At 69.7% G+C, this 19,725-nt stretch carries 20 protein-coding genes; 15 read left to right on the top strand and 5 right to left on the bottom strand.

The annotated features are described in order from the left end of the window. Nucleotides 1-672 (bottom strand): A/G-specific adenine glycosylase (locus QM568_RS02310; RefSeq protein WP_415135408.1); only part of this gene is annotated, 672 nt, incomplete at its 3' end. A gap of 40 nt (nucleotides 673-712) precedes the next feature. Here QM568_RS02310 and truB point away from each other — a divergent pair. The 6 genes from truB (at nucleotide 713) to QM568_RS02340 (ending at nucleotide 6,959) form a co-directional block, all read left to right on the top strand. After that, complete coding sequence (gene truB, locus QM568_RS02315) at nucleotides 713-1,597, top strand: tRNA pseudouridine(55) synthase TruB (protein ID WP_415135410.1); 885 nt, start codon at nucleotides 713-715, stop codon at nucleotides 1,595-1,597. After that, complete coding sequence (locus tag QM568_RS02320) at nucleotides 1,594-1,962, top strand: hypothetical protein (RefSeq protein ID WP_415135412.1); 369 nt, start codon at nucleotides 1,594-1,596, stop codon at nucleotides 1,960-1,962. Before truB ends, QM568_RS02320 begins: the two co-directional genes overlap by 4 nt. 72 nt (nucleotides 1,963-2,034) lie before the next feature. Further along, nucleotides 2,035-2,427: a hypothetical protein gene (locus QM568_RS02325; protein WP_415135501.1), complete on the top strand. Its 393-nt coding sequence runs from the start codon at nucleotides 2,035-2,037 to the stop codon at nucleotides 2,425-2,427. Continuing rightward, nucleotides 2,424-3,374: a bifunctional riboflavin kinase/FAD synthetase gene (locus tag QM568_RS02330; RefSeq protein WP_415135503.1), complete on the top strand. Its 951-nt coding sequence runs from the start codon at nucleotides 2,424-2,426 to the stop codon at nucleotides 3,372-3,374. Before QM568_RS02325 ends, QM568_RS02330 begins: the two co-directional genes overlap by 4 nt. Before the next feature lie 161 nt (nucleotides 3,375-3,535). Then, nucleotides 3,536-5,698, top strand: coding sequence for a DEAD/DEAH box helicase (locus QM568_RS02335; protein WP_415135414.1), 2,163 nt, complete (start codon nucleotides 3,536-3,538; stop codon nucleotides 5,696-5,698). A gap of 232 nt (nucleotides 5,699-5,930) precedes the next feature. After that, nucleotides 5,931-6,959 carry an ATP-dependent 6-phosphofructokinase gene (locus tag QM568_RS02340; protein WP_415135416.1) on the top strand — a complete coding sequence of 343 codons (1,029 nt, stop codon included), beginning with the start codon at nucleotides 5,931-5,933 and terminating at the stop codon, nucleotides 6,957-6,959. Nucleotides 6,960-6,994: 35 nt separating this feature from the next. Here QM568_RS02340 and QM568_RS02345 read toward each other — a convergent pair whose 3' ends face one another. Next, complete coding sequence (locus QM568_RS02345; RefSeq protein ID WP_415135418.1) at nucleotides 6,995-9,088, bottom strand: S9 family peptidase; 2,094 nt, start codon at nucleotides 9,086-9,088, stop codon at nucleotides 6,995-6,997. A gap of 157 nt (nucleotides 9,089-9,245) precedes the next feature. Between QM568_RS02345 and QM568_RS02350 the strand changes: the two genes are divergently transcribed. From QM568_RS02350 to QM568_RS02370, 5 genes are all read left to right on the top strand, one after another. Continuing rightward, nucleotides 9,246-10,715 (top strand): inorganic phosphate transporter, encoded by a 1,470-nt coding sequence (locus QM568_RS02350; RefSeq protein WP_415135420.1) that lies wholly within the window; start codon nucleotides 9,246-9,248, stop codon nucleotides 10,713-10,715. Beyond that, on the top strand, nucleotides 10,715-11,050 hold the full coding sequence (locus tag QM568_RS02355; protein WP_415135422.1) for a peptidase: 336 nt from the start codon (nucleotides 10,715-10,717) through the stop codon (nucleotides 11,048-11,050). Before QM568_RS02350 ends, QM568_RS02355 begins: the two co-directional genes overlap by 1 nt. 42 nt (nucleotides 11,051-11,092) lie before the next feature. Beyond that, nucleotides 11,093-12,001 (top strand): phosphodiesterase, encoded by a 909-nt coding sequence (locus QM568_RS02360; RefSeq protein WP_415135424.1) that lies wholly within the window; start codon nucleotides 11,093-11,095, stop codon nucleotides 11,999-12,001. Nucleotides 12,002-12,079: 78 nt separating this feature from the next. Beyond that, nucleotides 12,080-13,540: an aspartate ammonia-lyase gene (locus QM568_RS02365; RefSeq protein ID WP_415135425.1), complete on the top strand. Its 1,461-nt coding sequence runs from the start codon at nucleotides 12,080-12,082 to the stop codon at nucleotides 13,538-13,540. Nucleotides 13,541-13,591: 51 nt separating this feature from the next. Beyond that, complete coding sequence (locus QM568_RS02370) at nucleotides 13,592-13,891, top strand: hypothetical protein (RefSeq protein ID WP_415135427.1); 300 nt, start codon at nucleotides 13,592-13,594, stop codon at nucleotides 13,889-13,891. 61 nt (nucleotides 13,892-13,952) lie between these two features. Here QM568_RS02370 and QM568_RS02375 read toward each other — a convergent pair whose 3' ends face one another. Next, on the bottom strand, nucleotides 13,953-14,822 hold the full coding sequence (locus QM568_RS02375) for a fumarylacetoacetate hydrolase family protein (RefSeq protein WP_415135429.1): 870 nt from the start codon (nucleotides 14,820-14,822) through the stop codon (nucleotides 13,953-13,955). A 63-nt stretch (nucleotides 14,823-14,885) separates the two neighbouring features. Here QM568_RS02375 and QM568_RS02380 point away from each other — a divergent pair, with 63 nt between their 5' ends. Then, the gene (locus QM568_RS02380) at nucleotides 14,886-16,211 is read left to right on the top strand and encodes a PrsW family intramembrane metalloprotease (protein WP_415135431.1); all 1,326 of its coding nucleotides are present in this window, start codon (nucleotides 14,886-14,888) and stop codon (nucleotides 16,209-16,211) included. A 170-nt stretch (nucleotides 16,212-16,381) separates the two neighbouring features. On the opposite strand, the gene QM568_RS02385 is transcribed toward QM568_RS02380, so the two are convergent. Beyond that, nucleotides 16,382-17,089, bottom strand: a complete 708-nt coding sequence (locus QM568_RS02385; protein WP_415135433.1) for a cache domain-containing protein — start codon at nucleotides 17,087-17,089, stop codon at nucleotides 16,382-16,384. 31 nt (nucleotides 17,090-17,120) lie between these two features. After that, nucleotides 17,121-17,912, bottom strand: a complete 792-nt coding sequence (locus QM568_RS02390; RefSeq protein ID WP_415135435.1) for a FadR/GntR family transcriptional regulator — start codon at nucleotides 17,910-17,912, stop codon at nucleotides 17,121-17,123. 151 nt (nucleotides 17,913-18,063) lie between these two features. On the opposite strand from QM568_RS02390, the gene QM568_RS02395 reads away from it, so the two are divergent. The 3 genes from QM568_RS02395 (at nucleotide 18,064) to rpsO (ending at nucleotide 19,689) form a co-directional block, all read left to right on the top strand. Beyond that, the gene (locus QM568_RS02395) at nucleotides 18,064-18,432 is read left to right on the top strand and encodes an FKBP-type peptidyl-prolyl cis-trans isomerase (RefSeq protein WP_415135436.1); all 369 of its coding nucleotides are present in this window, start codon (nucleotides 18,064-18,066) and stop codon (nucleotides 18,430-18,432) included. Between the two features lie 113 nt (nucleotides 18,433-18,545). Beyond that, nucleotides 18,546-19,100 (top strand): YceI family protein, encoded by a 555-nt coding sequence (locus tag QM568_RS02400; protein ID WP_415135438.1) that lies wholly within the window; start codon nucleotides 18,546-18,548, stop codon nucleotides 19,098-19,100. A 319-nt stretch (nucleotides 19,101-19,419) separates the two neighbouring features. Further along, complete coding sequence (rpsO, locus tag QM568_RS02405) at nucleotides 19,420-19,689, top strand: 30S ribosomal protein S15 (protein ID WP_055993247.1); 270 nt, start codon at nucleotides 19,420-19,422, stop codon at nucleotides 19,687-19,689. The last annotated feature ends 36 nt before the right edge of the window (nucleotides 19,690-19,725 follow it).

The following is a 19,725-nucleotide window of genomic DNA, read 5'->3' on the forward strand; positions in this document are numbered from 1 at the left end:
CGGCCGGCCGGCGGCGACCCACGCGCAGCCGTCGCGCAGCGGGCAGCGCTCGCAGCGCGGTGCGCGTGCGGTGCACACGGTGGCGCCGAGCTCCATCATCGCGGCGTTGAAGACGGCCGCTTCGGCCGCCGATGCCGGCAGCAGCGACGCCATGAGGTCGAGGTCGCGCCGAGAGGGCGGCGCCGGCTGGGCTGCGCCCTGCACGGCACGGGCGAGCACCCGCCGGGTGTTGGTGTCCACCACCGGATGCCGGTCGCCGTAGGCGAACACCGCGACGGCGCGCGCGGTGTAGTCTCCGATGCCGGGCAGTGAGAGCAGCGCGTCGACGTCGCGCGGCACGATGCCTCCGTGACGATCGGCGATCTCGATCGCGGCACGGTGCAGCCACAGCGCCCGTCGGGGATAGCCGAGGTTCGCCCACTGCTGCAGCACGTCGGCCGGGCTGGCCGCGGCGAGGGCGCCAGGCGTCGGCCAGCGCGTCAGCCACGCCTGAAGGTGCGGGATCACGCGGGTCACGGGCGTCTGCTGCAGCATGAACTCGCTGACCAGCGTTCCCCAGGCGCCGTATTCCTGACGGAACTGCGGCCGCCGCCACGGCAGATCCCGTGCCGCGTCCCGGTACCAGTCCGCGACGTGCGCCCTGCTCACGGGGGCGGGCGACGCGGAGGACACCACGTCAGCCTAGGCGACGGCCGCGCCGTAGGCTGGGTGGATGGTCCCGCCCGGCATCCTCCTCGTCGACAAGCCGCCCGTGCTCACCAGTCATGACGTCGTCGCGCGCACCCGCCGTGCGTTCGGCACCAGGAAGGTGGGCCACGCCGGCACGCTCGACCCGATGGCCACGGGGCTCCTCGTCATCGGCATCGAGGGCGCGACCCGGCTGCTGACGTACATCGTCGGCGCCGACAAGACCTATGCGGCCACGATCCGCCTCGGCCAGACGACATCGACCGACGACGCCGACGGCGACATCGTGGCCGCACCGGGCGCCGAGGGCATCGCCGACGAGCTCATCGCCGACGGCATCCGCGCTCTCACCGGCCGGATCTCGCAGGTGCCGAGCTCCGTCTCGGCGATCAAGGTCGACGGCCGCCGCGCCTACGACAGGGTTCGCGCGGGGGAGGAGGTGACCCTCGCCTCCCGCGAGGTCACCGTCTCGCGCTTCGACGTGCTCGCCCGCCGCGACGGCGACGGCGTCATCGACCTCGACGTCGTCGTCGACTGCTCATCGGGCACCTACATCCGCGCGCTCGCACGCGACCTGGGGGCAGGCCTCGGTGTCGGCGGCCATCTGACGGCGCTCCGGCGCACCAGGGTGGGCGACTTCGATGTGGCGGATGCCGTCGGCATCGACGACCTCGCCGACGCCGTCGCGCTGAGCCCGGCCGACGCCGCAGGCCGGGTGATGCCCGTCCTACCGGTGACCGCCGACGATGCGCGGGACCTCCGTCACGGCAAGCGGCTGGCAGGCTCCGCCGTGCGTCTCGACGGCGCCCACGCCGCGGCGATCGACGAGGACGGTGCGCTGGTCGGGATCGTGGAGAGGCGCGGAGCGGATCTGAAGAGCGTCATGAACATGCCGGAGGTCGCGCGATGATCCTCTGGTTCACGACCCTGCAGATCGTGGTGGCGCTGGCCGCTGGTCTGTTCTGCGTCGTCGCCGGTCTCGCCGGGCGCCGACCAGGAGACGTCAGCGTCGGATCCCTCGCGCTCGTCGAGGTGCTGCTCGTCGTGCAGATCGTCGTCGCCGTCATCGCCCCCGTCGCCGGCAACCCGCCCACCGGCGACCTCCTCGAGTACTGGGTCTACCTCGTCTCCGCCGCGCTCCTTCCGGCAGGCGCCGTGCTGTGGGCCCTCATGGAGCGCAGTCGCTGGAGCACCGTGATCCTCGGGGTCGCTGCGCTCGCCATCGCGATCATGCTCTGGCGAATGCAGGTCATCTGGACCGTGCAGATCGCCTGAGTGCGACGTGGGTCCTACCCGGCGCGGATTAGGATGGTGCAAGCTATGAGCACTTCTGCGCCTTCTCCCCGGATGACCGGCATCGGTCGCGTCCTCGTCATCGTGTACGCCGTCATGGCGCTCGCCGCGACGGGGCGGAGCTTCGTGCAGATCGTCCGCCGGTTCGACGAGGCGCCGCTGGCGTACTCGCTGTCGGCCGCCGCGGCGGTCGTGTACATCCTCGCCACGCTCGCCCTCGTCCTGGCTGGACGTCGTGGCTGGTACGCGGTCGCCTGGGTCGCGATCGTCTTCGAGCTCACCGGGGTGCTCGTCGTCGGCACGCTGAGCCTGGTCGTGCCCGAGCTCTTCCAGCACGAGACGGTCTGGTCGCTGTACGGACGCGGATACCTCTTCATCCCCCTCGTGCTGCCGATGTTCGGCATCTGGTGGCTGGTCGCGCACCGTCCAGCCGGGGCGCGCGCGTGATCGTCTTCCGCGACCCCGGCGATGTGCCGGCGTGGTTCGGGCCGTCGGCCGTCGCGATCGGCAAGTTCGACGGCGTGCATGCCGGGCACCGCGCGGTGATCGAACGGCTGAAGCAGCGCGCCGCGCAGTCCGGCGCCAGGGCGGTCGCGGTGACCTTCGACCGCAACCCGCTGGCGGTCATCCGCCCCGACCTGTGCCCGGAGAACGTCGTCTCCGTCGAGCGCAAGATCGAACTGCTCGGCGAGCTCGGCCTCGACGCGGTGCTGCTGCTCACCTTCGACGCTGAGTTCGCCGCGCGTTCCGCGGAGGAGTTCGTCACCGACATCCTCGTCTCGGCGCTCCAGGTGTCGACGGTCTTCGTCGGCGAGGACTTCCGCTTCGGGCACGGCGGTGAGGGGACACCCGCGCTGCTCGCCGAGATGGGCCCGCGGCACGCGTTCACGGTCGAGGTCGTCGACGAGGTCTACCTGCCGGGCTCCCACCGCCGGGTGTCGTCGAGTTGGGTGCGCGAACTGCTGGCGGCCGGTGACGTGGCCGCCGCCGCCGCGGTGCTCGGACGCCTCGCCGACGTGCGCGGCGAGGTCGTGCACGGGCACAAGCGCGGCAGGGAGCTCGGCTTCCCGACGGCGAACCTCGAGAGCATCACCGACGCGTTCGTACCGGCGGACGGCATCTACGCCGGCTGGCTGGTCGACCACGACAGCGGCATCCGGCATCCGGCGGCGATCTCGGTCGGCACGAACCCCACCTTCGACGATGTGATCCTCCGCCAGGTGGAGGCTCACGTGATCGGCGAGAACGGTCTCGATCTGTACGGCCACGATGTCACGGTCGAGTTCGCCGAGCGCCTACGGGGGATGGTGGCCTTCGAGGGCATCGACGAGCTCACGCGGCAGATGGCCGCCGATGTCGACGACGCGCGCCGCGTGCTGGGAATCAGCGCCTGATGGCGTAGACTTGCCCGTAGTTCCCGAGGTTCCCTGCCGGAGCGAAAGGCGATGGCGAGAACCGGTGTTACCGTCCGCACGGTCCTGGCTCGCGCCACACGCGGACACCGAAGACGGCTCCGGCATCCACGGATGCTGTGGCCTCCACGCTCAGGAGGAGCATGCCGACCACGGCAACCGCCGCCACACGGCGCAGGAAGACCTCTCGTCGTGACGACGAGGCACCCCTCATCCCGATCCTCGCGCGCAAGGTGCGCGAGATCGAGGCCAAGTCCCAGCGGGGCAAGCTCGGACCGACGAACAGGGTCAAGTTCCAGGTGATCGCCTTCCTCGTGCGCGAGGAGCGCGCCAGGGTGAAGGCCGACGCGGCGATCGGCGATGCCGCGCGCGCCGAACTGCTCAAGCGGCTCGACGGCGTGGCCACCATTCTCGCCAAGACCGCGGCGCGCGACACCTCGCTGATCCAGCTGCTCGAAGCCGATCAGGCCACCTCGCCCGTGGCCAAGCGCATGCGCCGCGACTGGCTGCTCGAGTCCGGGGCGGAGCTCGCCCCGGAGGAGCTCATCATCGCGGACGTCGTCCCCGTGCAGGCGCCGGTGGTGCCCGCCGCGATCGCCGAGCGCCAGGTGACCCCGCCCTCGGTCGAGGCGCGTCAGCTCGCCAACCCCTTCCTCGCCCCCGACCTCACGCCGCGCGTCACCACGACGCCGCGTCGCCGGCTGGACGGCTGGGAGCTGATGGGTCCGCTCTACAAGGCGTTCGAGACCGGGGCCGGGGGTGCGGCGGCGAGCATGGAGCTGCCGCCTGCACCCGAGTTCGACCACGTGTCGCCCAAGGGCCTCGAGGTGATGGTGCACCAGTCGCGCTTCCTCGAGTCGGTGCGCGCCGGCCACCGCAGCTTCCTGCTCGCCGACGAGCCGGGACTCGGCAAGACGGCGCAGTCGGTGCTCGCGGCATCCGTCGCCGGCGCCTACCCGCTGCTGGCGGTCGTCCCGAACGTCGTGAAGATGAACTGGGCGCGCGAGGTCGAGCGCTGGACGCCGCAGCGCCGTGCCACCGTCATCCAGGGAGACGGCGCCGATATCGATGCCTTCGCCGACGTGTTCATCGTCAACTACGAGATCCTCGACCGGCACCTGTCGTGGCTCGCATCGATCGGCCTGCGCGGCATGGTCGTCGACGAGGCGCACTTCATCAAGAACCTCACCTCGCAGCGCTCGCAGAACGTGCTCTCGCTGGCCGCACGGGTGCGCGAGCGCACCCCGGGCGGCAATCCGCTCATGATGGCACTGACCGGGACGCCGCTGATCAACGACGTCGAGGACTTCGACGCGATCTGGCGCTTCCTCGGCTGGACCAACGGCGAGAAGCCCGGCCCCGAGCTCATGGAGAAGCTCGACGCGACCGGCTTCACGCCGGCCGACAAGGCGTTCTACCCCGAGGCGCGCGACGCGGTGATCTCGATGGGCATCGTCCGGCGCAAGAAGAAGGACGTCGCCGCCGACCTGCCGGACAAGCTCATCGCCGACCTGCCGGTGCAGCTCGACGACGAGTTCGGGCGCAGCATCCGTCAGGCCGAGCGGGAGCTCGGGGAGCGGATGGCGGCGAAGTACCGCCGCATCATCGCGGCCCGTTCTGACGCAGCGGTCTCCTCCGGCATCTCGCGCGGGCACGGTGAGATCGACGACGACATCGTGCGCCTCGTCGCCCACAACGAGCTCGAGGAGTCGAAGGCCGCTGGTACCGGCGGCGACAACGTCTTCACCATGGTCCGGCGCATCGGCCAGGCCAAGGCGCACCTCGCGGCCGACTACGCCGCGCAGCTGCAGCGCTCGGTCGGCAAGGTCGTCTTCTTCGCCAAGCACATCGACGTCATGGATCAGGCCGAGGCGCACTTCGCCGCCGCAGGCATCCGCTTCGTGTCGATCAGGGGAGACCAGACCTCCACCAACCGGCAGATCGCGATCGACGACTTCAACGGTGACCCCGAGGTCGGCATCGCGGTGTGCTCGCTCACCGCGGCTGGCGTCGGCCTCAACCTGCAGGCCGCCTCGAACGTCGTGCTCGCTGAGCTGTCCTGGACGGCGGCCGAGCAGACCCAGGCCATTGACCGCGTGCACCGCATCGGCCAGGACGAGCCGGTCACGGCATGGCGCATCATCGCCGCGCACACGATCGACACGAAGATCGCCGAGCTCATCGATCAGAAGCAGGGGCTCGCAGCCCGCGCCCTCGACGGCGAAGCCGTGGACGATGCGGCCGGCGAGCCGGTGCAGCTGGCGGCGCTCATGCACCTGCTGCGCGAGGCGCTGGGAGCGGCGTGATCGTCACGCGCTGAATCCCGCGGGCGAAGGGCGTTAAGAATCAATGTTCTTAGCACCCTTCTTCGCTTCAAGGGCGCCTCTTTCCCAAAGTTCCCGTATTTCGTCTGATACGGCACGCAAGAAGCGCTGTTTTCGGCGCTCCGAATGGCGCTCGATCGCTCCGGGACGCTAGTCTCATTCGCAGGCAACGTCGCCGTCCTCCCCCACCACCCGAACAATCGAAGGCGGCAGCATGAAGATCGGCATCCTGACGAGCGGCGGCGACTGCCCCGGGCTCAATGCGGTCATCCGCGCGATCGTGCTCAAGGGCACCCGGGCCTATGACCTCGAGTTCGTCGGCATCCGCGACGGCTGGCGCGGCGTCGTCGACGGCGACTTCTTCCCCCTCACCCGCCACGACGTGAAGGGTCTGTCGAAGGTTGGCGGCACGATCCTCGGCACGAGCCGGACGAACCCCTACGAGGGCGTGCGCGGCGGTGCGGAGAACATCGCCAAGACCCTCTACGGCCACAAGATCGACGGCATCATCGCGATCGGCGGCGAGGGGACCCTCGCCGCCGCCGATCGTCTCGCCAAGGACGGCATCCACGTCATCGGCGTCCCGAAGACGATCGACAACGACCTGCGCGCCACCGACTACTCCTTCGGCTTCGACACGGCCGTGAACATCGCCACCGACGCGATGGACCGACTGCGCACCACCGGCGATTCGCATCGCCGGTGCATGGTCGCCGAGGTCATGGGCCGCCACGTCGGCTGGATCGCCCTGCACGCCGGCATGGCCGCAGGCGCCCACGTCATCTGCATCCCCGAGGTGCCCTTGTCGATCGAGGAGATCGCGGAGCTCGTCACGAGCGCGCACGATCGCGGTCGTGCCCCGCTCGTGGTCGTCTCGGAGGGCTTCAAGCTGCGCGACATGGACGAGGCCTACAGCGACAAGGGCCTCGATGCCTTCAACCGCCCTCGCCTCGGCGGCATCGGCGACCTGCTCGCCCCCGAGATCGAGCGCATCACGGGCATCGAGACGCGCGCGACGATCCTCGGTCACATCCAGCGCGGCGGAGCGCCCTCGGCGTTCGACCGTGTGCTCGCCACGCGCCTCGGCATGCACGCGGCGGATGCCGTGGTCGACGAGGCCTGGGGCCAGATGGTGGCCATGCAGGGCACCGAGATCGTGCGCGTCCCCTTCGCGGATGCCCTCGGCGAGCTGAACACGGTGCCGCAGGTCCGCTACGACGCCGCGGCCACGCTCTTCGGCTGAGTCGTCTCGCACCGGGCTGGTTCGAAGGGCGGGCGTCAGGCGAGACCCAGGGTCTCCAGCATCCAGGCGAGCTCGAACGCCCGCTCGCGCCAGGAGTTGTAGCGTCCGCTGACGCCGCCGTGACCTGCGACCATCTCGCACTTGAGCAGCACATCGGATGCTCCGGCTTCGCGCAGAGCCGCGACCCACTTGGCCGGCTCCACGTAGGCGACGCGGGAGTCGTTCAACGAGGTCACTGCCAGGATGCGCGGGTACGTCGAGGCGTCGCCGATGTTCTCGTACGGCGTGTACGACTTCATGTACGCGTACACCTCGGGGTCGTGCAGAGGGTCGCCCCACTCGTCCCATTCGATGACGGTCAGCGGCAGCGACGGGTCGAGGATGGTGGTCAGCGCGTCGACGAAGGGCACCGCGGCGAGGATGCCGGCGAACGAGGTCGGCGCGAGGTTGGCCACAGCGCCCATCAGCAGCCCGCCCGCGCTGCCGCCCTCCGCCACCAACTGCGCGGCGGTGGTCGTGCCGGAGCCGATCAGATGCTCGGCGCAGGCGATGAAGTCGGTGAACGTGTTGCGCTTGTGCAGCAGCTTGCCGTCCTCGTACCACTGGCGCCCCATCTCGCCGCCACCGCGCACGTGCGCGACGGCGAAGACGACGCCGCGGTCGAGCTCGCAGAGGCGGGCGACCGAGAACCCGGGGTCGATGGAGTGCTCGTAGGAGCCGTATCCGTACAGGTGCACGGGGCGCGGCTGCGCTCCCGGCTCGCCGAACGAGCGCTTCCAGACGAGCGAGATCGGCACGCGGGTGCCGTCGGATGCCGTCGCCCACTCGCGCCGCTGACCGTAGTCGGCGGGGGAGTAGCCCCCGAGCACCACCGCCTGCTTGCGGAGCACGAGCTCGCGGGTGGCGAGGTCGAGCTCGTACACGGTGCCCGGTGTGACGAACGAGCCGTACCCGAGGCGGAGGAACGGCGAGTGCCACTCGGGGTTGCCGCTGACGCCGGCCGAATAGAGGGGCTCGTCGAAGGCGATGTCCTCGAGGGTGCCAGACGCGTAGTCGAGCAGCGCGACCCGCTCGAGGCCCTCGCTGCGGTACTCGACCGTGCCGAAGTCGCGGAACGCGTCCATTCCGAGCAGCCGGCGCCCAGGCCGGTGCGGCAGGACGATCTCCCGCTCGCCCTGCGGGTCCTCGGCCGGGACGCAGACGAGCTCGAAGTCGAGAGCGTCCTGGTTGTGCAGGATGTACAGCCGGTCCTCGCCGTCGACGATCGCGTGCTCGATCGAGTACTCGACGCCCTCGGTGCGCGGCCAGACCAGTCGCGGCGAGGCGGTGAGGTCGCCCCGGAGGTCGACGAGGTGCTCCTCGCTGGTGATGCTCGACCCGACCGCGATGACGAGGAAGCGACGGCTGCGGGTGATGCCGGCACCGAGCCAGAACCTCTCGTCCGGTTCGTGGAACAGCTGCACGTCGTCGGCGACGGGGGTGCCGAGCCGGTGCAGCCACAGGGTGTCGGGGCGCCAGGCCTCGTCGCGGGTCGTGTAGAGGACGCCTGAGCCGTCCGGCGTGAAGAACGCGCCGCCGGTGTTCGGGATCTCGTCGGCGAGGGTCTCACCGGTGGTGAGGTCGCGCACGCGCACCGTGTAGAGCTCGTCGCCCTCGAAGTCGGTCGACCACAGCAGCATCGTCCCGTCGTCGGAGGTGTCGAAGGCGCCGAGTGAGAAGAAGCCGTGGCCCTCCGCCTCGACGTTGCCGTCGAGCAGCACCGCTTCGCCGGGGACGGCGACGCCCGGCTGGAGCTCGGGGGGCGTCCAGTCGTCGTCGGCGGCCGCGGTGCGGCAGTGGATGCTGTACTGCGCGCCCTCCTCGGTGCGGCTGTAGTACCACCATCCGCCCCGCCGCGTCGGCACGGAGAGGCCGGTCTCCTGCACGCGCCCCTTGATCTCCTGGAAGAGCTTCTCGCGGAGATCGGCGAGGTGCGCTGTGCGCTCCTCGGTGTAGGCGTTCTCGCTCTCGAGGTGGGCGATCACCTCGGAGGAGTCCTTGTCGCGCAGCCACTCGTACGGATCCTCGACGGCATCGCCGTGGTGCGTGCGGACGATCGGGCGGCGGGCGGCTGCTGGTGCTTCGGTCACCCTCCCACGCTAGTCGAGGTCGAGTTGACCGGGTTCGGAGAGGGTGGGAGGATTTAGCGGGGCCGGTTAACGGAAGTCAAACCCCCGACGAACTCTTCGTTCGTCACGTCGATCCCGTCGACATCCTCTTCCTTCCTCACACGACCGAAAGCGAACGGTGGAAACCGCAGCCCTCATCGTCGTGCTGGTGATCGCACTGGCACTGTTCTTCGACTTCACCAACGGGTTCCACGACACGGCGAACGCCATGGCCACGCCCATCGCGACCGGCGCCCTCAAGCCGAGGACCGCGGTGCTGCTGGCCGCCGCGCTGAACCTCGTCGGCGCCTTCCTATCCACCGAGGTCGCCAAGACCGTCTCCGGCGGCATCGTGCGCGAGGACGCGATCAGGCAGATGGGCGCCGAGATCTTCCTTCCGCTCATCTTCGCCGGCCTCATCGGCGCGATCACCTGGAACATGCTGACCTGGCTGCTCGGGCTTCCTTCGAGCTCGTCGCACGCGCTGTTCGGCGGCCTCATCGGCGCGACCCTCATCGGCGTCGGCTTCTCGGGCATCGACTTCGGCGTCGTGCTGTCGAAGATCATCCTTCCTGCCCTCATCGCTCCGCTCACGGCGGGCGTCATCGCCTTCATCGCGACGAAGATCGCGTACTCGATCACCCGTCGCTACGACGGCAAGCCCGACGGACGCGACGGCTTCCGCTGGGGGCAGATCTTCACCTCGTCCCTCGTCGCCCTCGCGCACGGCACGAACGACGCGCAGAAGACCATGGGCATCATCACGCTCGCCCTCATCACGATCGGATGGCAGTCCGGCGCGCATCACGAGCCGGAGTTCTGGGTGATCGTGGCGTGCGCCTTCACCATCGCACTTGGCACCTATCTCGGCGGCTGGCGGATCATCCGCACGCTCGGCAAGGGGCTGACCGATGTCAAGCCGGCGCAGGGGTTCTCGGCCGAGAGCTCGACGGCGGCGACAATCCTCGCCTCCAGCGCCCTCGGGTTCGCCCTCTCAACGACCCAGGTCGCCTCGGGATCGGTCATCGGCTCGGGGCTCGGCCGCCGTGGTTCGCAGGTGCGCTGGCGCACCGCTGGCCGGATCGCGATCGGATGGCTGCTCACCCTCCCGGCCGCGGGCGCTGTCGGCGCTCTCGCCGCGCTGCTCGTGCAGTGGCTGGGCGGATGGGGCGTCGCCATCGATGCGGTCCTCGCGGTGGCGATCATCGTCGGCCTGTTCCTGCGCTCGCGCCACGACGCCGTCACCCACTCGAACGCGATGAGCGACGTGGCGGAGTCCGGCCTCGCCGTCGACCTGCCAGAGGCCCCTGGACCCACGCGGCGCCAGAGCCGCATCGAGCTGGCCAGGGCGCTGGCGAAGGCCGATCGCAAGGCCGTCGAGGCCGAGAAGGCCGTGCACCGCGCGCGCAAGCTCGAGAAGTCCATGGGCTCGGGCCCCGAGGTCAAAGCAGCCAAGAAGGCGGCGGAGGTCGCCAAGCGCAAACTCGCCGAGGCCGAGCAGGCGGCCCAGGAGTGGGAGGTGCTCAGCGCGAGTCGCCGGGCACGGGCCGAGCGCGCCGCGCGAGAGCTCGCCGCCGAAGCCGAATCCGGTGCAGAGGGAGGCCGCTGATGGTCATCGAGATCAACTGGCTCGCGTTCTTCCAGGTGTTCGCGGCGGCTCTCATCGGAGCAGCGGCGATCGTCACCTTCTACGCGCTGGGGCTGCGCCTGCTCGTGCGCGGCGGCCGGGCGCCGGTGGTGAGTCCCGCCGAGTTCACCGACGCGATCACGGTCATCACCGAGAAGGACCTCAAGCGCGCGGCCAAGCAGGCGGCCAAGGCGGCGAAGCAGAGCCCGCTCACCGAACGGCAGAAGCTCCTCGCCCTCGTGGGGGCGTACGGATGCTTCGCGCTGTGCGGCCTCGCCGTGCTGAGCGGCATCGTCATCATCGTCGTCGGCCACTGAGCGCGATCGCAGCGGCCCGGCCCTGGTGTCTAGGCTGAGAGCATGGCAGATCTGCCCTCTCTCGGACGCCACAGCCCCGCGTCGCACGTGATCGTCCACCTCAGCGACCCGCACTTCCTGGCCGGGGGAGCGAGGCATCCGGGCGGCGCCGACACCGACGCCAACTTCGCCGCGACCCTCGATGCCGTCCGGCGCGTGCATGCGCACCCATCGGCGATCGTCGTCACCGGCGATCTCACCGACCTTGGGGAGCCCGACGCGTACCGACGGCTGCGCCTGGCCGTCGAGCCGGTGGCGGTGCAGCTCGGATGCCCGATCGTCTGGGTGGCAGGCAACCACGACGAGCGGCCGGCCCTGCGCGCCGAGCTGCTCGACGATGACGCTTCGCAGCAGCCGGTCACCGGCGTCTGGGATCTCGACGGGCTGCGGCTCATCGCGCTGGACACGAGCGTGCCCGGCTGGCATCACGGAGACCTCGACGACGCGCAGCTGCGATGGCTCGCCGGCATCCTCGCCGAGCCCGCCCCGCACGGCACGCTGCTGGCGATGCACCACCCGCCGCTGCCGGCGCACGTGCCGCTGTTCGACATCCTCGAGCTGCAGCATCAGGACGAGCTCGCCGACGTCGTGCGCGGCACGGACGTGCGCGGCATCCTGGCGGGGCATCTGCACTACTCGTCCAGCGGCACCTTCGCCGGCGTCCCGGTGAGCGTGGCGTCGTCGACCTGCTACACCATGAACGTCGCGCGGCCGGCGACCGAGGTGAACGGCATGGACGCCGCTCAGTCGTTCCAGCTCGTGCACGTGCATCCCGATGTCATCACCTACACCGTGGTGCCGGTGACGGACGCCGCCACGGCCGATGTGTTCACCGCCGAGTGGGTGGAGAGGATGGCCGGTCTCAGCCGCGCCGAGAGGCTCGATGCGTTCTCGCGCAAGCCGGGGCGGTGACCTCGCGCTCGCGTTGAACAGGCGTACACTAGATGTACCCCCGAATCACTCACTCGCCACGACCCACAAGGATGTGACATGGCTTCCGCCGCGCCCGCCCTCACCCGCACAGAGACCGATTCCCTCGGGAGCATGGAGATCCCCGCCGACGCGTACTGGGGTATCCACACCGCCCGCGCCGATGCGAACTTCCCGATCACCAAACGCCCCATCTCCGTCTATCCGGAACTCGTCACCGCTCTCGCGATGGTCAAGCAGGCCAGCGCCAGGGCGAACAAGGACATCGGCGTCCTCGACGCCGAGAGGGCCGATCTCATCGACCGCGCAGCCCAGCGGGTGATCGACGGCGAGTTCCACGATCAGTTCACCGTCGGGGTGATCCAGGGCGGCGCCGGCACCTCGACGAACATGAACGCGAACGAGGTCATCACCAACATCGCGCTCGAGCTGGCCGGACGGGAGAAGGGCGACTACGCCTTCCTGTCGCCGATCGACCACACCAACCGCAGCCAGTCCACGAACGACGTGTATCCGACGGCGGTGAAGATCGGGCTGTCGCTGACGCTGAACTCGATGCTCGAAGAGCTCGATCTGCTGCGCAAGTCCTTCCTCGCGAAGGCCGGCGAGTTCCACGACGTGCTCAAGGTCGGGCGCACGCAGCTGCAGGACGCCGTCCCGATGACCCTCGGGCAGGAGTTCCACGGCTTCGCGACCACCCTCGGCTACGACCATCAGCGCCTCAGCGAGAACGCGGCGCTCATGTTCGAGATCAACATGGGCGCCACCGCGATCGGCACCGGCATCACCACGCATCCCGACTACGCGCCCGCCGTGCTGAGGCACCTGCGCGCCATCACCGGTCTCGACCTCGCCACGGCTTCCGACCTCGTCGAGGCCACCAGCGACACCGGCTCGTTCATGTCGTTCTCGTCGTCCATCAAGCGCAACGCCATCAAGCTCTCGAAGATCTGCAACGACCTGCGCCTGCTGTCCTCCGGCCCCCAGGCAGGTCTCGGGGAGATCAACCTCCCGGCGATGCAGGCCGGCTCCAGCATCATGCCTGGCAAGGTCAACCCGGTGATCCCCGAGGTCGTCAACCAGGTCGCCTTCTCGGTCGTGGGCGCCGACGCCACCGTCACGATGGCCGTCGAGGGCGGTCAGCTGCAGCTCAACGCCTTCGAGCCGGTGATCGCGCACTCGATCTTCCAGTCGATCACGTGGATGCGTCAGGCGATGTGGACGCTGCGCGTCAACTGCGTCGACGGCATCACCGCGAACCGCGACCGGCTGGGCGCGATGGTCGGCGCCTCGGTCGGCGTGATCACTGCGCTCACCCCTTTCATCGGCTACGCGGCGGCGGCGGCGCTCGCGAAGACCGCGCTGCTGACGAACCGCAACGTCGCCGACCTCGTCGTCGAGGCGGGACTCATGTCCCGCGACGAGGTCATGAAGCAGCTCTCACCCGCCCGGCTGTCGGGGCTCGAAGCCGTGACGGCGGCGGTTCCGACCATTGCGCCGGAGGAGCTCGCCGAGATCTGAACCGGGGCACGCGGTAGAGTTCCCGGAGACATCCCATCGACCGGAGGCAACATGTCCCAGCAGATTCCCGGCGCACCGTCGCCGTCGTACGCACCCGCACCGCCGAGCATCCCGGGCAAGACGCTCGGCATCGTCGCGGTCATCCTCACGTTCGTCGTGTCGTCCGTGCTGGGGCTGATCCTCGGCTACGTCGCCCGCAACCAGAGCCGTGCCGTCGGATACGACAACATCCCTGCTACGATCGCGATCATCGCCGGCTGGATCATCACGGGGCTCGGGATCGTCGTGATCGTCGCCGTCGTCTTCGTCGTGTTCGCCTCGATCGGCGCATCCGGTTCGCTCTCCCGCTGAGCGCCGACGCCGAAGGGCGGGAGACGGTGCGCACCGTCTCCCGCCCTTCGGCGTACGAGGGTCAGTCCCGCACGAGGCAGTGCGTGGTGAGCTCGCCGATGCCGTCGACGCCGACGGTCACGGTGGAGCCGTGCTGGAGGAAGATCTGCGGATCACGGGAGTATCCCGCCCCGCCAGGGCTTCCCGTGGAGATGAGGGTGCCAGGCGGCAGGGTGACCGACTGCGACAGGTGCGCGATGAGGGCCGCGACCGTGCGCACCATCTGCCCGGTGGTGGCGTCCTGCACGATCTGACCGTCGACGACCGCCCAGATGTGCAGGTCCTGCGGATCGGCGATCTCGTCGGCGGTGACGACCACAGGGCCGGTCGGGGTGAAGCCGTCGAACGACTTGCAGCGCGACCACTGCGCCTCGGCGAACTGCACGTTACGCGCGGTGATGTCGTTGACGACGGTGTAGCCCCAGACGTGCCCGAGCGCGTCCTCCTCGGCGACGTCCTTGGCCGGGGCGCCGATGAGCACGCCGAGCTCGGCCTCGTAATCGACGGCCTCGCTCAGGGTGCGCGGCCAGGAGGTGGTCTGCTCGTGCCCGGTCAGCGAGTTCGGCCACAGCGTGAACACGGTCGGGGCGGCATCCGTCTTCAGGCCCAGCTCGGTGGAGTGCGCCGCGTAGTTGAGGCCGACGGCGAGCACCGCGGGCGGTGCGATCACGGCCGACGCGAACGCGAAGCCGGAGAGCGGATGCCGCGGCGCCCTGCCGAGCGCGACAGCGGCGCGCACGTCGTCGAGCAGCGTGGCGCCGCCCTCGATGAGCTGCTGAAGAGTCGCGGGGGAGTCGGGAAGGAGGTCTGAGACGAGGATGGCGTCGGCGCCCTCGACCACGGCAAGCTCTACCGCAGAGGAGTCGGCACGGCGCAGATGAGCGAACCGCATGCCTCTACGGTAGCCGTGATCGGCGCTCCGGCGCGGGATGAAGCGCCACATATGCTTTTCTCTATGAGTTCTGCAGGCTCGCCCCCGCCCATGCATCAGCCGCCCTCCGGGCCCGCGCCGCGGCAGCCGTTGCCGCCCCAGCCTCCGTACGGCGCGCCGCGGCCGCAGTACTCCGCGCAGCAGTACGCGGCGTCCGCTTACGCGCCTGCGGCCTTCACCCGGCAGCCCGGCTACCCGTCGGTGCTCGCGCAGCCGGTGTACCACGCCCCGTCGGCGCCGGTGGCGCCGGCCCCCGCGCCAGGCCTGCCGGCGCTTGCGGTGCCGCATCGCCGGGGGCGCGTCGCGCTCTACGTCGGCTTCGGCTTCCTCGGCTTCCTCCTGCTGGCGCTGATCGGATACTTCGTGGTCTTCCTCGGCCCCGGTGCGTCGGCCATCGGCTTCATCCTCGCGTTCATCCCGCTGGTGATCGTCTTCCTCGTGGTGCGCATGATCGACCGCTGGGAGCCAGAGCCGAAGCTGCTGGTCTTCTTCGCCGTGGCCTGGGGCGCGATCGCCGCGGTGGGTCTCTCGTTGCTGCTCGATCTCGTCGTCACGCTCGTGCTCGGCGAACGCCCTGAGGCGCTGACCGCGGTCGTCCAGGCTCCGCTCGCGGAGGAGTTCTTCAAGGGCGTCGGCATCTGGCTCGTCTACGTCGTCGCGCGCCGCAGCATCGACGGGCCGGTCGACGGCGTCGTCTACGGCGCGCTCGTCGGCGCCGGCTTCGCGTTCACCGAGAACATCCAGTACTTCGCCATCAGCCTCATCGAAGGAGGCGAAGCGCAACTGACGATGACGTTCGTCGTCCGCGCCATCCTCTCGCCGTTCGCCCATGCGATGTTCACCGCGCTGACCGGCCTCGCCATCGGCCTCGCCGCACGACGTCAGGTCGGAGCCGGCTCCGTGCTGGGGTACGCGGCGATCGGCTGGATCGGGGCCGTGCTCCTGCACGCGCTCTGGAACGGGTCGGCGACCTTCGGGGACTTCTTCCTGCTGTATTTCCTGCTCCAGGTGCCGCTGTTCATCGGCTGCATCCTCGGGGTCATCGCGCTGCGCCGTGAGGAGGCGCGTCTGACGAAGGCGCGGCTGGGCGACTACGCGGCGGCGGGGTGGTTCACGCCCGAAGAGGTGAACATGCTCGCCACCGGCCCCGGTCGCAAGACCGGACTCGCCTGGGCGGCGCAACTGCGGGGCGACCGACGTGCGCTGATGCGCGAGTTCATCAAGGACGCCACGACGCTCGCGATCGTGCGTCAGCGCGCGATCACTGGTCGCGATCCGCTCGCAGCTCACGAGGAGCAGGCGCTCCTGGCTCGTACACGCGCGACCCGTGCGGCACTGCTGGCGTACTGAGCGTCAGGGCGCCGAGGGGGATGGGGCGTTCGGGGAGAAAGACTCAGCGCCCGGTCAAGACTCAGCGCCCGGTGCTGCGGCGATGCCTGCAAGTCTTCCCGGGCGCTGAGTTGATCTACAAACAGGGTGCACCCGGCATCCGCGGGTGTCAAGGGCTTTTCCGGATGCCGTCAGATCTCCTCGACGATCACGTCCAGCGCCACACCGTCGCAGGCCAGCCGCGGGAGTGCGCCGAGCGGGCCGCCGCGCACCGATTCCCCGGTGGCGTGACGAGGGTCAGTGGACACCACGACGCGCCCGATGCCGTTGACCAGCGTGACCTGGTGGCCGAGCGCCATGAAGCGCGGGGTGAGCTCCTTCTCGACCGCGGTGACGAGCACGTCGAGCCCGGCGACGCCGATGCTCTCCGTGCCGATCTGCGCGGGGACGGCGACGGTGATCGTATACTCCTCGCTGCACAGGTAGTCGACGTATGGGCCGGCGACATGCGGCTCGCCGGTGGCCATCGGCACCCGGAACCACTCGAGGGTGCTGTAGTCGATGTCCTCCTTGTTGACGCTCTGTGAGGCGAGCACGAGGCGTCGTCGATCGGCCCCCTGCCACCAGGAGAGATGGGTGCGCGCATCGGAGAGCAGGTCGATGGCCGCGATGAAGCCGGCCCCGTACACGGGCACGCCATCGAGCGCAAGGGTCTGCAGCGCGTAGGGCTCGACGAGCGGATCGAGTTTCGCCTGCGTGAGGGGTCCGCTGCGCCGCAGCTCCTCGACCTGTGCGGCGAACGGCGCCGCCCAGTCCACGAGCGTGCGCGTGGGTATCGAGAAGTAGCCGCTGACGATCTGTGCGGCGGCGCGCATCGCGGAATCGGTGGTGGCTGCCATTGTCTTCCTCCCTTGTGATTCCCGTCGATCCTCAGGTGAGCGTCATCTGCATGGCGATGAGCGCCTCGATGGTCTCGGTGACCATGAGATCGGTGCGCGCGCCGGCGGCGTTCTCGTCGGCGGCCTCGACGGCCTCGGCCACCGCCGCGAGGTGCTCCGCCTGACGCCGCACGTCGTCGCCGTCCTGGGCGAGCAGTCGCAGGAACGGGGAGAGCTCTGCCTGCAGCTTCATCTGCTCGCGGGTGAGCCTGGCCGACTGGCTGAGCGCGACGAGCTCGATCTGCGCGTCGTCGAGCACCCGGCGGCGCTGCTCGATGTCGAGCCCGCCCGCCTCCTGCATCCGGCGGCGGACCTGCTGGGCCTCGGAGGGGTCGGCGCGGCGGGCCGCCAGCCGCACGCATGCGCCGGTGATCGCCCCGTAGTGGGCGCCGAGGTCGCGCAGCGCGAGGCGGGAGGCCGTGCGCACCGCCTCCCGGGTGAACGAGACCGGGTCGGCCTGCTCGGCGACGAAGCTGCCGCCGTTGCGCCCGCGCCGGGTGACCACGAGGCCGCGGCCGCGCAGGGCCAGCAGCGCCTCACGCACGGTGACGGGGGCCACGCCGAGACTGCGCGCGAGATCGGCCTCGGAGGGGAGCCGCTCGCCGGCGCTGAGGTGGCCGCGGGTGATCGCGTCGACGAGCCGGCGTTCGACGAGCTCGGCACGGCCCTCGTCGCCGATCGGTTGGAACAGCGCCCCCTGCAGCCGGTGCGGATGCCGGCCGCCGCGCTCCGGAGAGGGGCCGATGTCGTCCGCGGCGCGGGCGGTGAGCGGCATCTCGTCCATGCAGTGATTCTGCACCCCGTGCTTCCGAAGTGGCAACGGCTCCGGCGGGACCCCGGTGCTGCGCACCCTCACGGCCGCGGCGGGGACGCGACGCGACCGAGCGCGACGGAGCTCGGTTGACCGGGGGAGGAGCCTCGGGTTGGATGGAGTCATGACTGATCGTACGAAGCCCGAGTTCGACGCCCCCACCGGGCCCGCCCCCTCTGAGCTCGTCATCCGCGACATCGTCGTGGGCGACGGCGCCGAGGCGAAGCCCGGAGACACCGTGACCGTGCACTACGCCGGTGTCGAGTTCGACTCCGGCGAGGAGTTCGACTCCTCGTGGGGTCGCGGCGAGACCATCCAGTTCCCGCTGCGCGGCCTCATCCAGGGCTGGCAGAACGGCATCCCCGGCATGAAGGTCGGCGGCCGCCGCGAGCTCGTGATCCCCCCGCACCTGGCCTACGGCCCCGTCGGCGGAGGCCACTTCCTCTCCGGGAAGACCCTCATCTTCATCATCGACCTCGTCGCCGTCGGCTGATCCGACCGGCCAAGAGCGCCCTGTCCTCTCCGGGGCAGGGCGCTCTTCGTGTTCCCGGAAAGTTTCTCGTATTCATGGGAATACATCCATGTGCATGTAAGTTGTACGATGTCATGACTACTATCGACATCCCCGGATACCGTGCAGGAACCTGGGCCCTCGACCCCGCTCACAGCGAGGTCACCTTCAGCGTTCGGCACATGATGATCTCCAAGGTGCGCGGCACCTTCGGTGTGAAGAGTGCGACGATCACAGCCCCTGAGAACCCTCTCGAGGCGAAGGTGACCGCCAGCGTCGACGTCGCCTCGATCGACACCAAGGACGAGGGCCGCGACGCGCACCTGCGCTCGGCCGACTTCTTCGACACCGAGCACTTCCCGACGATGGACTTCGTCTCCACCGGTGTCCGCATCGAGGACGGCGACTTCCTCGTCGACGGCGACCTCACCATCCGCGGCGTCACGAAGCCGGTGACCTTCGAGGTCGAGTTCGGCGGCTTCGGCACCGACCCGTGGGGCAACTACAAGGCCGGTGCGTCGGCGAAGACGGTCATCGACCGCGAGGACTTCGGGCTCACCTGGAACGCCGCCCTCGAGACCGGCGGCGTCCTCGTCGGCAAGGACGTCACGATCACGCTCGACCTGCAGGGCTCGCTCCAGCAGGACTGAGAGCCGAGGATCGGCTGGTCGGCGACGGGACGACACAGTCCTGCACCGTGCTTCGATGAACGGATGCCGGCAGGCGGCGGGCAGTTTGTCGGGCCGATTGCCGAATGTCGGGCGGATCCTGCCCGACACGCCGGCGCACCGGCATCCGCACCCGACAAATCGACCGCCACCGACCCTCCGCGCTGCGTCCTACGGCCGTTCGCGCGGCGCGCGGTTCTCGGGTAGACTGTCGAGGTTGCCGTTCGATCGGCCGCGGATAAAGAGAGCTCGCACATCAGGTGCCGGGCACCGCGCAACAAGCAGAAAGGGGATCGAATCTATGGCACTGGAAGCAGACGTCAAGAAGGCGATCATCGAAGAGTACGCGACGCACCCCGGTGACACCGGATCCCCCGAGGTGCAGGTCGCGATGCTGACGCAACGCATCAAGGACCTGACCGAGCACCTGAAGGAGCACAAGCACGACCACCACTCGCGTCGTGGCCTGTTCCTCCTCGTCGGTCAGCGCCGTCGCCTGCTGGGCTACCTGCAGGACATCGACATCGAGCGCTACCGCTCGCTGATCGAGCGCCTTGGGCTGCGTCGATAAAGCACCGACCTGCGTACAATCGCGCAGAACATTCTT

The sequence above is a fragment of the Microbacterium sp. genome (genome assembly GCF_047607465.1).
GTDB lineage: Bacteria > Actinomycetota > Actinomycetes > Actinomycetales > Microbacteriaceae > Microbacterium.

Coding starts and splice junctions, on each gene's coding strand:
- QM568_RS02370 (WP_415135427.1), top strand. CDS start 13,592: ATGTCCCAGCAGATTCCCGGCGCACCGTCGCCGTCGTACGCACCCGCA.
- QM568_RS02385 (WP_415135433.1), bottom strand. CDS start 17,089: ATGGCAGCCACCACCGATTCCGCGATGCGCGCCGCCGCACAGATCGTC.
- QM568_RS02320 (WP_415135412.1), top strand. CDS start 1,594: ATGATCCTCTGGTTCACGACCCTGCAGATCGTGGTGGCGCTGGCCGCT.
- rpsO (WP_055993247.1), top strand. CDS start 19,420: ATGGCACTGGAAGCAGACGTCAAGAAGGCGATCATCGAAGAGTACGCG.
- QM568_RS02360 (WP_415135424.1), top strand. CDS start 11,093: ATGGCAGATCTGCCCTCTCTCGGACGCCACAGCCCCGCGTCGCACGTG.
- QM568_RS02325 (WP_415135501.1), top strand. CDS start 2,035: ATGACCGGCATCGGTCGCGTCCTCGTCATCGTGTACGCCGTCATGGCG.
- QM568_RS02400 (WP_415135438.1), top strand. CDS start 18,546: ATGACTACTATCGACATCCCCGGATACCGTGCAGGAACCTGGGCCCTC.
- QM568_RS02335 (WP_415135414.1), top strand. CDS start 3,536: ATGCCGACCACGGCAACCGCCGCCACACGGCGCAGGAAGACCTCTCGT.
- QM568_RS02340 (WP_415135416.1), top strand. CDS start 5,931: ATGAAGATCGGCATCCTGACGAGCGGCGGCGACTGCCCCGGGCTCAAT.
- QM568_RS02365 (WP_415135425.1), top strand. CDS start 12,080: ATGGCTTCCGCCGCGCCCGCCCTCACCCGCACAGAGACCGATTCCCTC.
- QM568_RS02355 (WP_415135422.1), top strand. CDS start 10,715: ATGGTCATCGAGATCAACTGGCTCGCGTTCTTCCAGGTGTTCGCGGCG.
- QM568_RS02380 (WP_415135431.1), top strand. CDS start 14,886: ATGAGTTCTGCAGGCTCGCCCCCGCCCATGCATCAGCCGCCCTCCGGG.
- QM568_RS02375 (WP_415135429.1), bottom strand. CDS start 14,822: ATGCGGTTCGCTCATCTGCGCCGTGCCGACTCCTCTGCGGTAGAGCTT.
- QM568_RS02395 (WP_415135436.1), top strand. CDS start 18,064: ATGACTGATCGTACGAAGCCCGAGTTCGACGCCCCCACCGGGCCCGCC.
- QM568_RS02390 (WP_415135435.1), bottom strand. CDS start 17,912: ATGGACGAGATGCCGCTCACCGCCCGCGCCGCGGACGACATCGGCCCC.
- truB (WP_415135410.1), top strand. CDS start 713: ATGGTCCCGCCCGGCATCCTCCTCGTCGACAAGCCGCCCGTGCTCACC.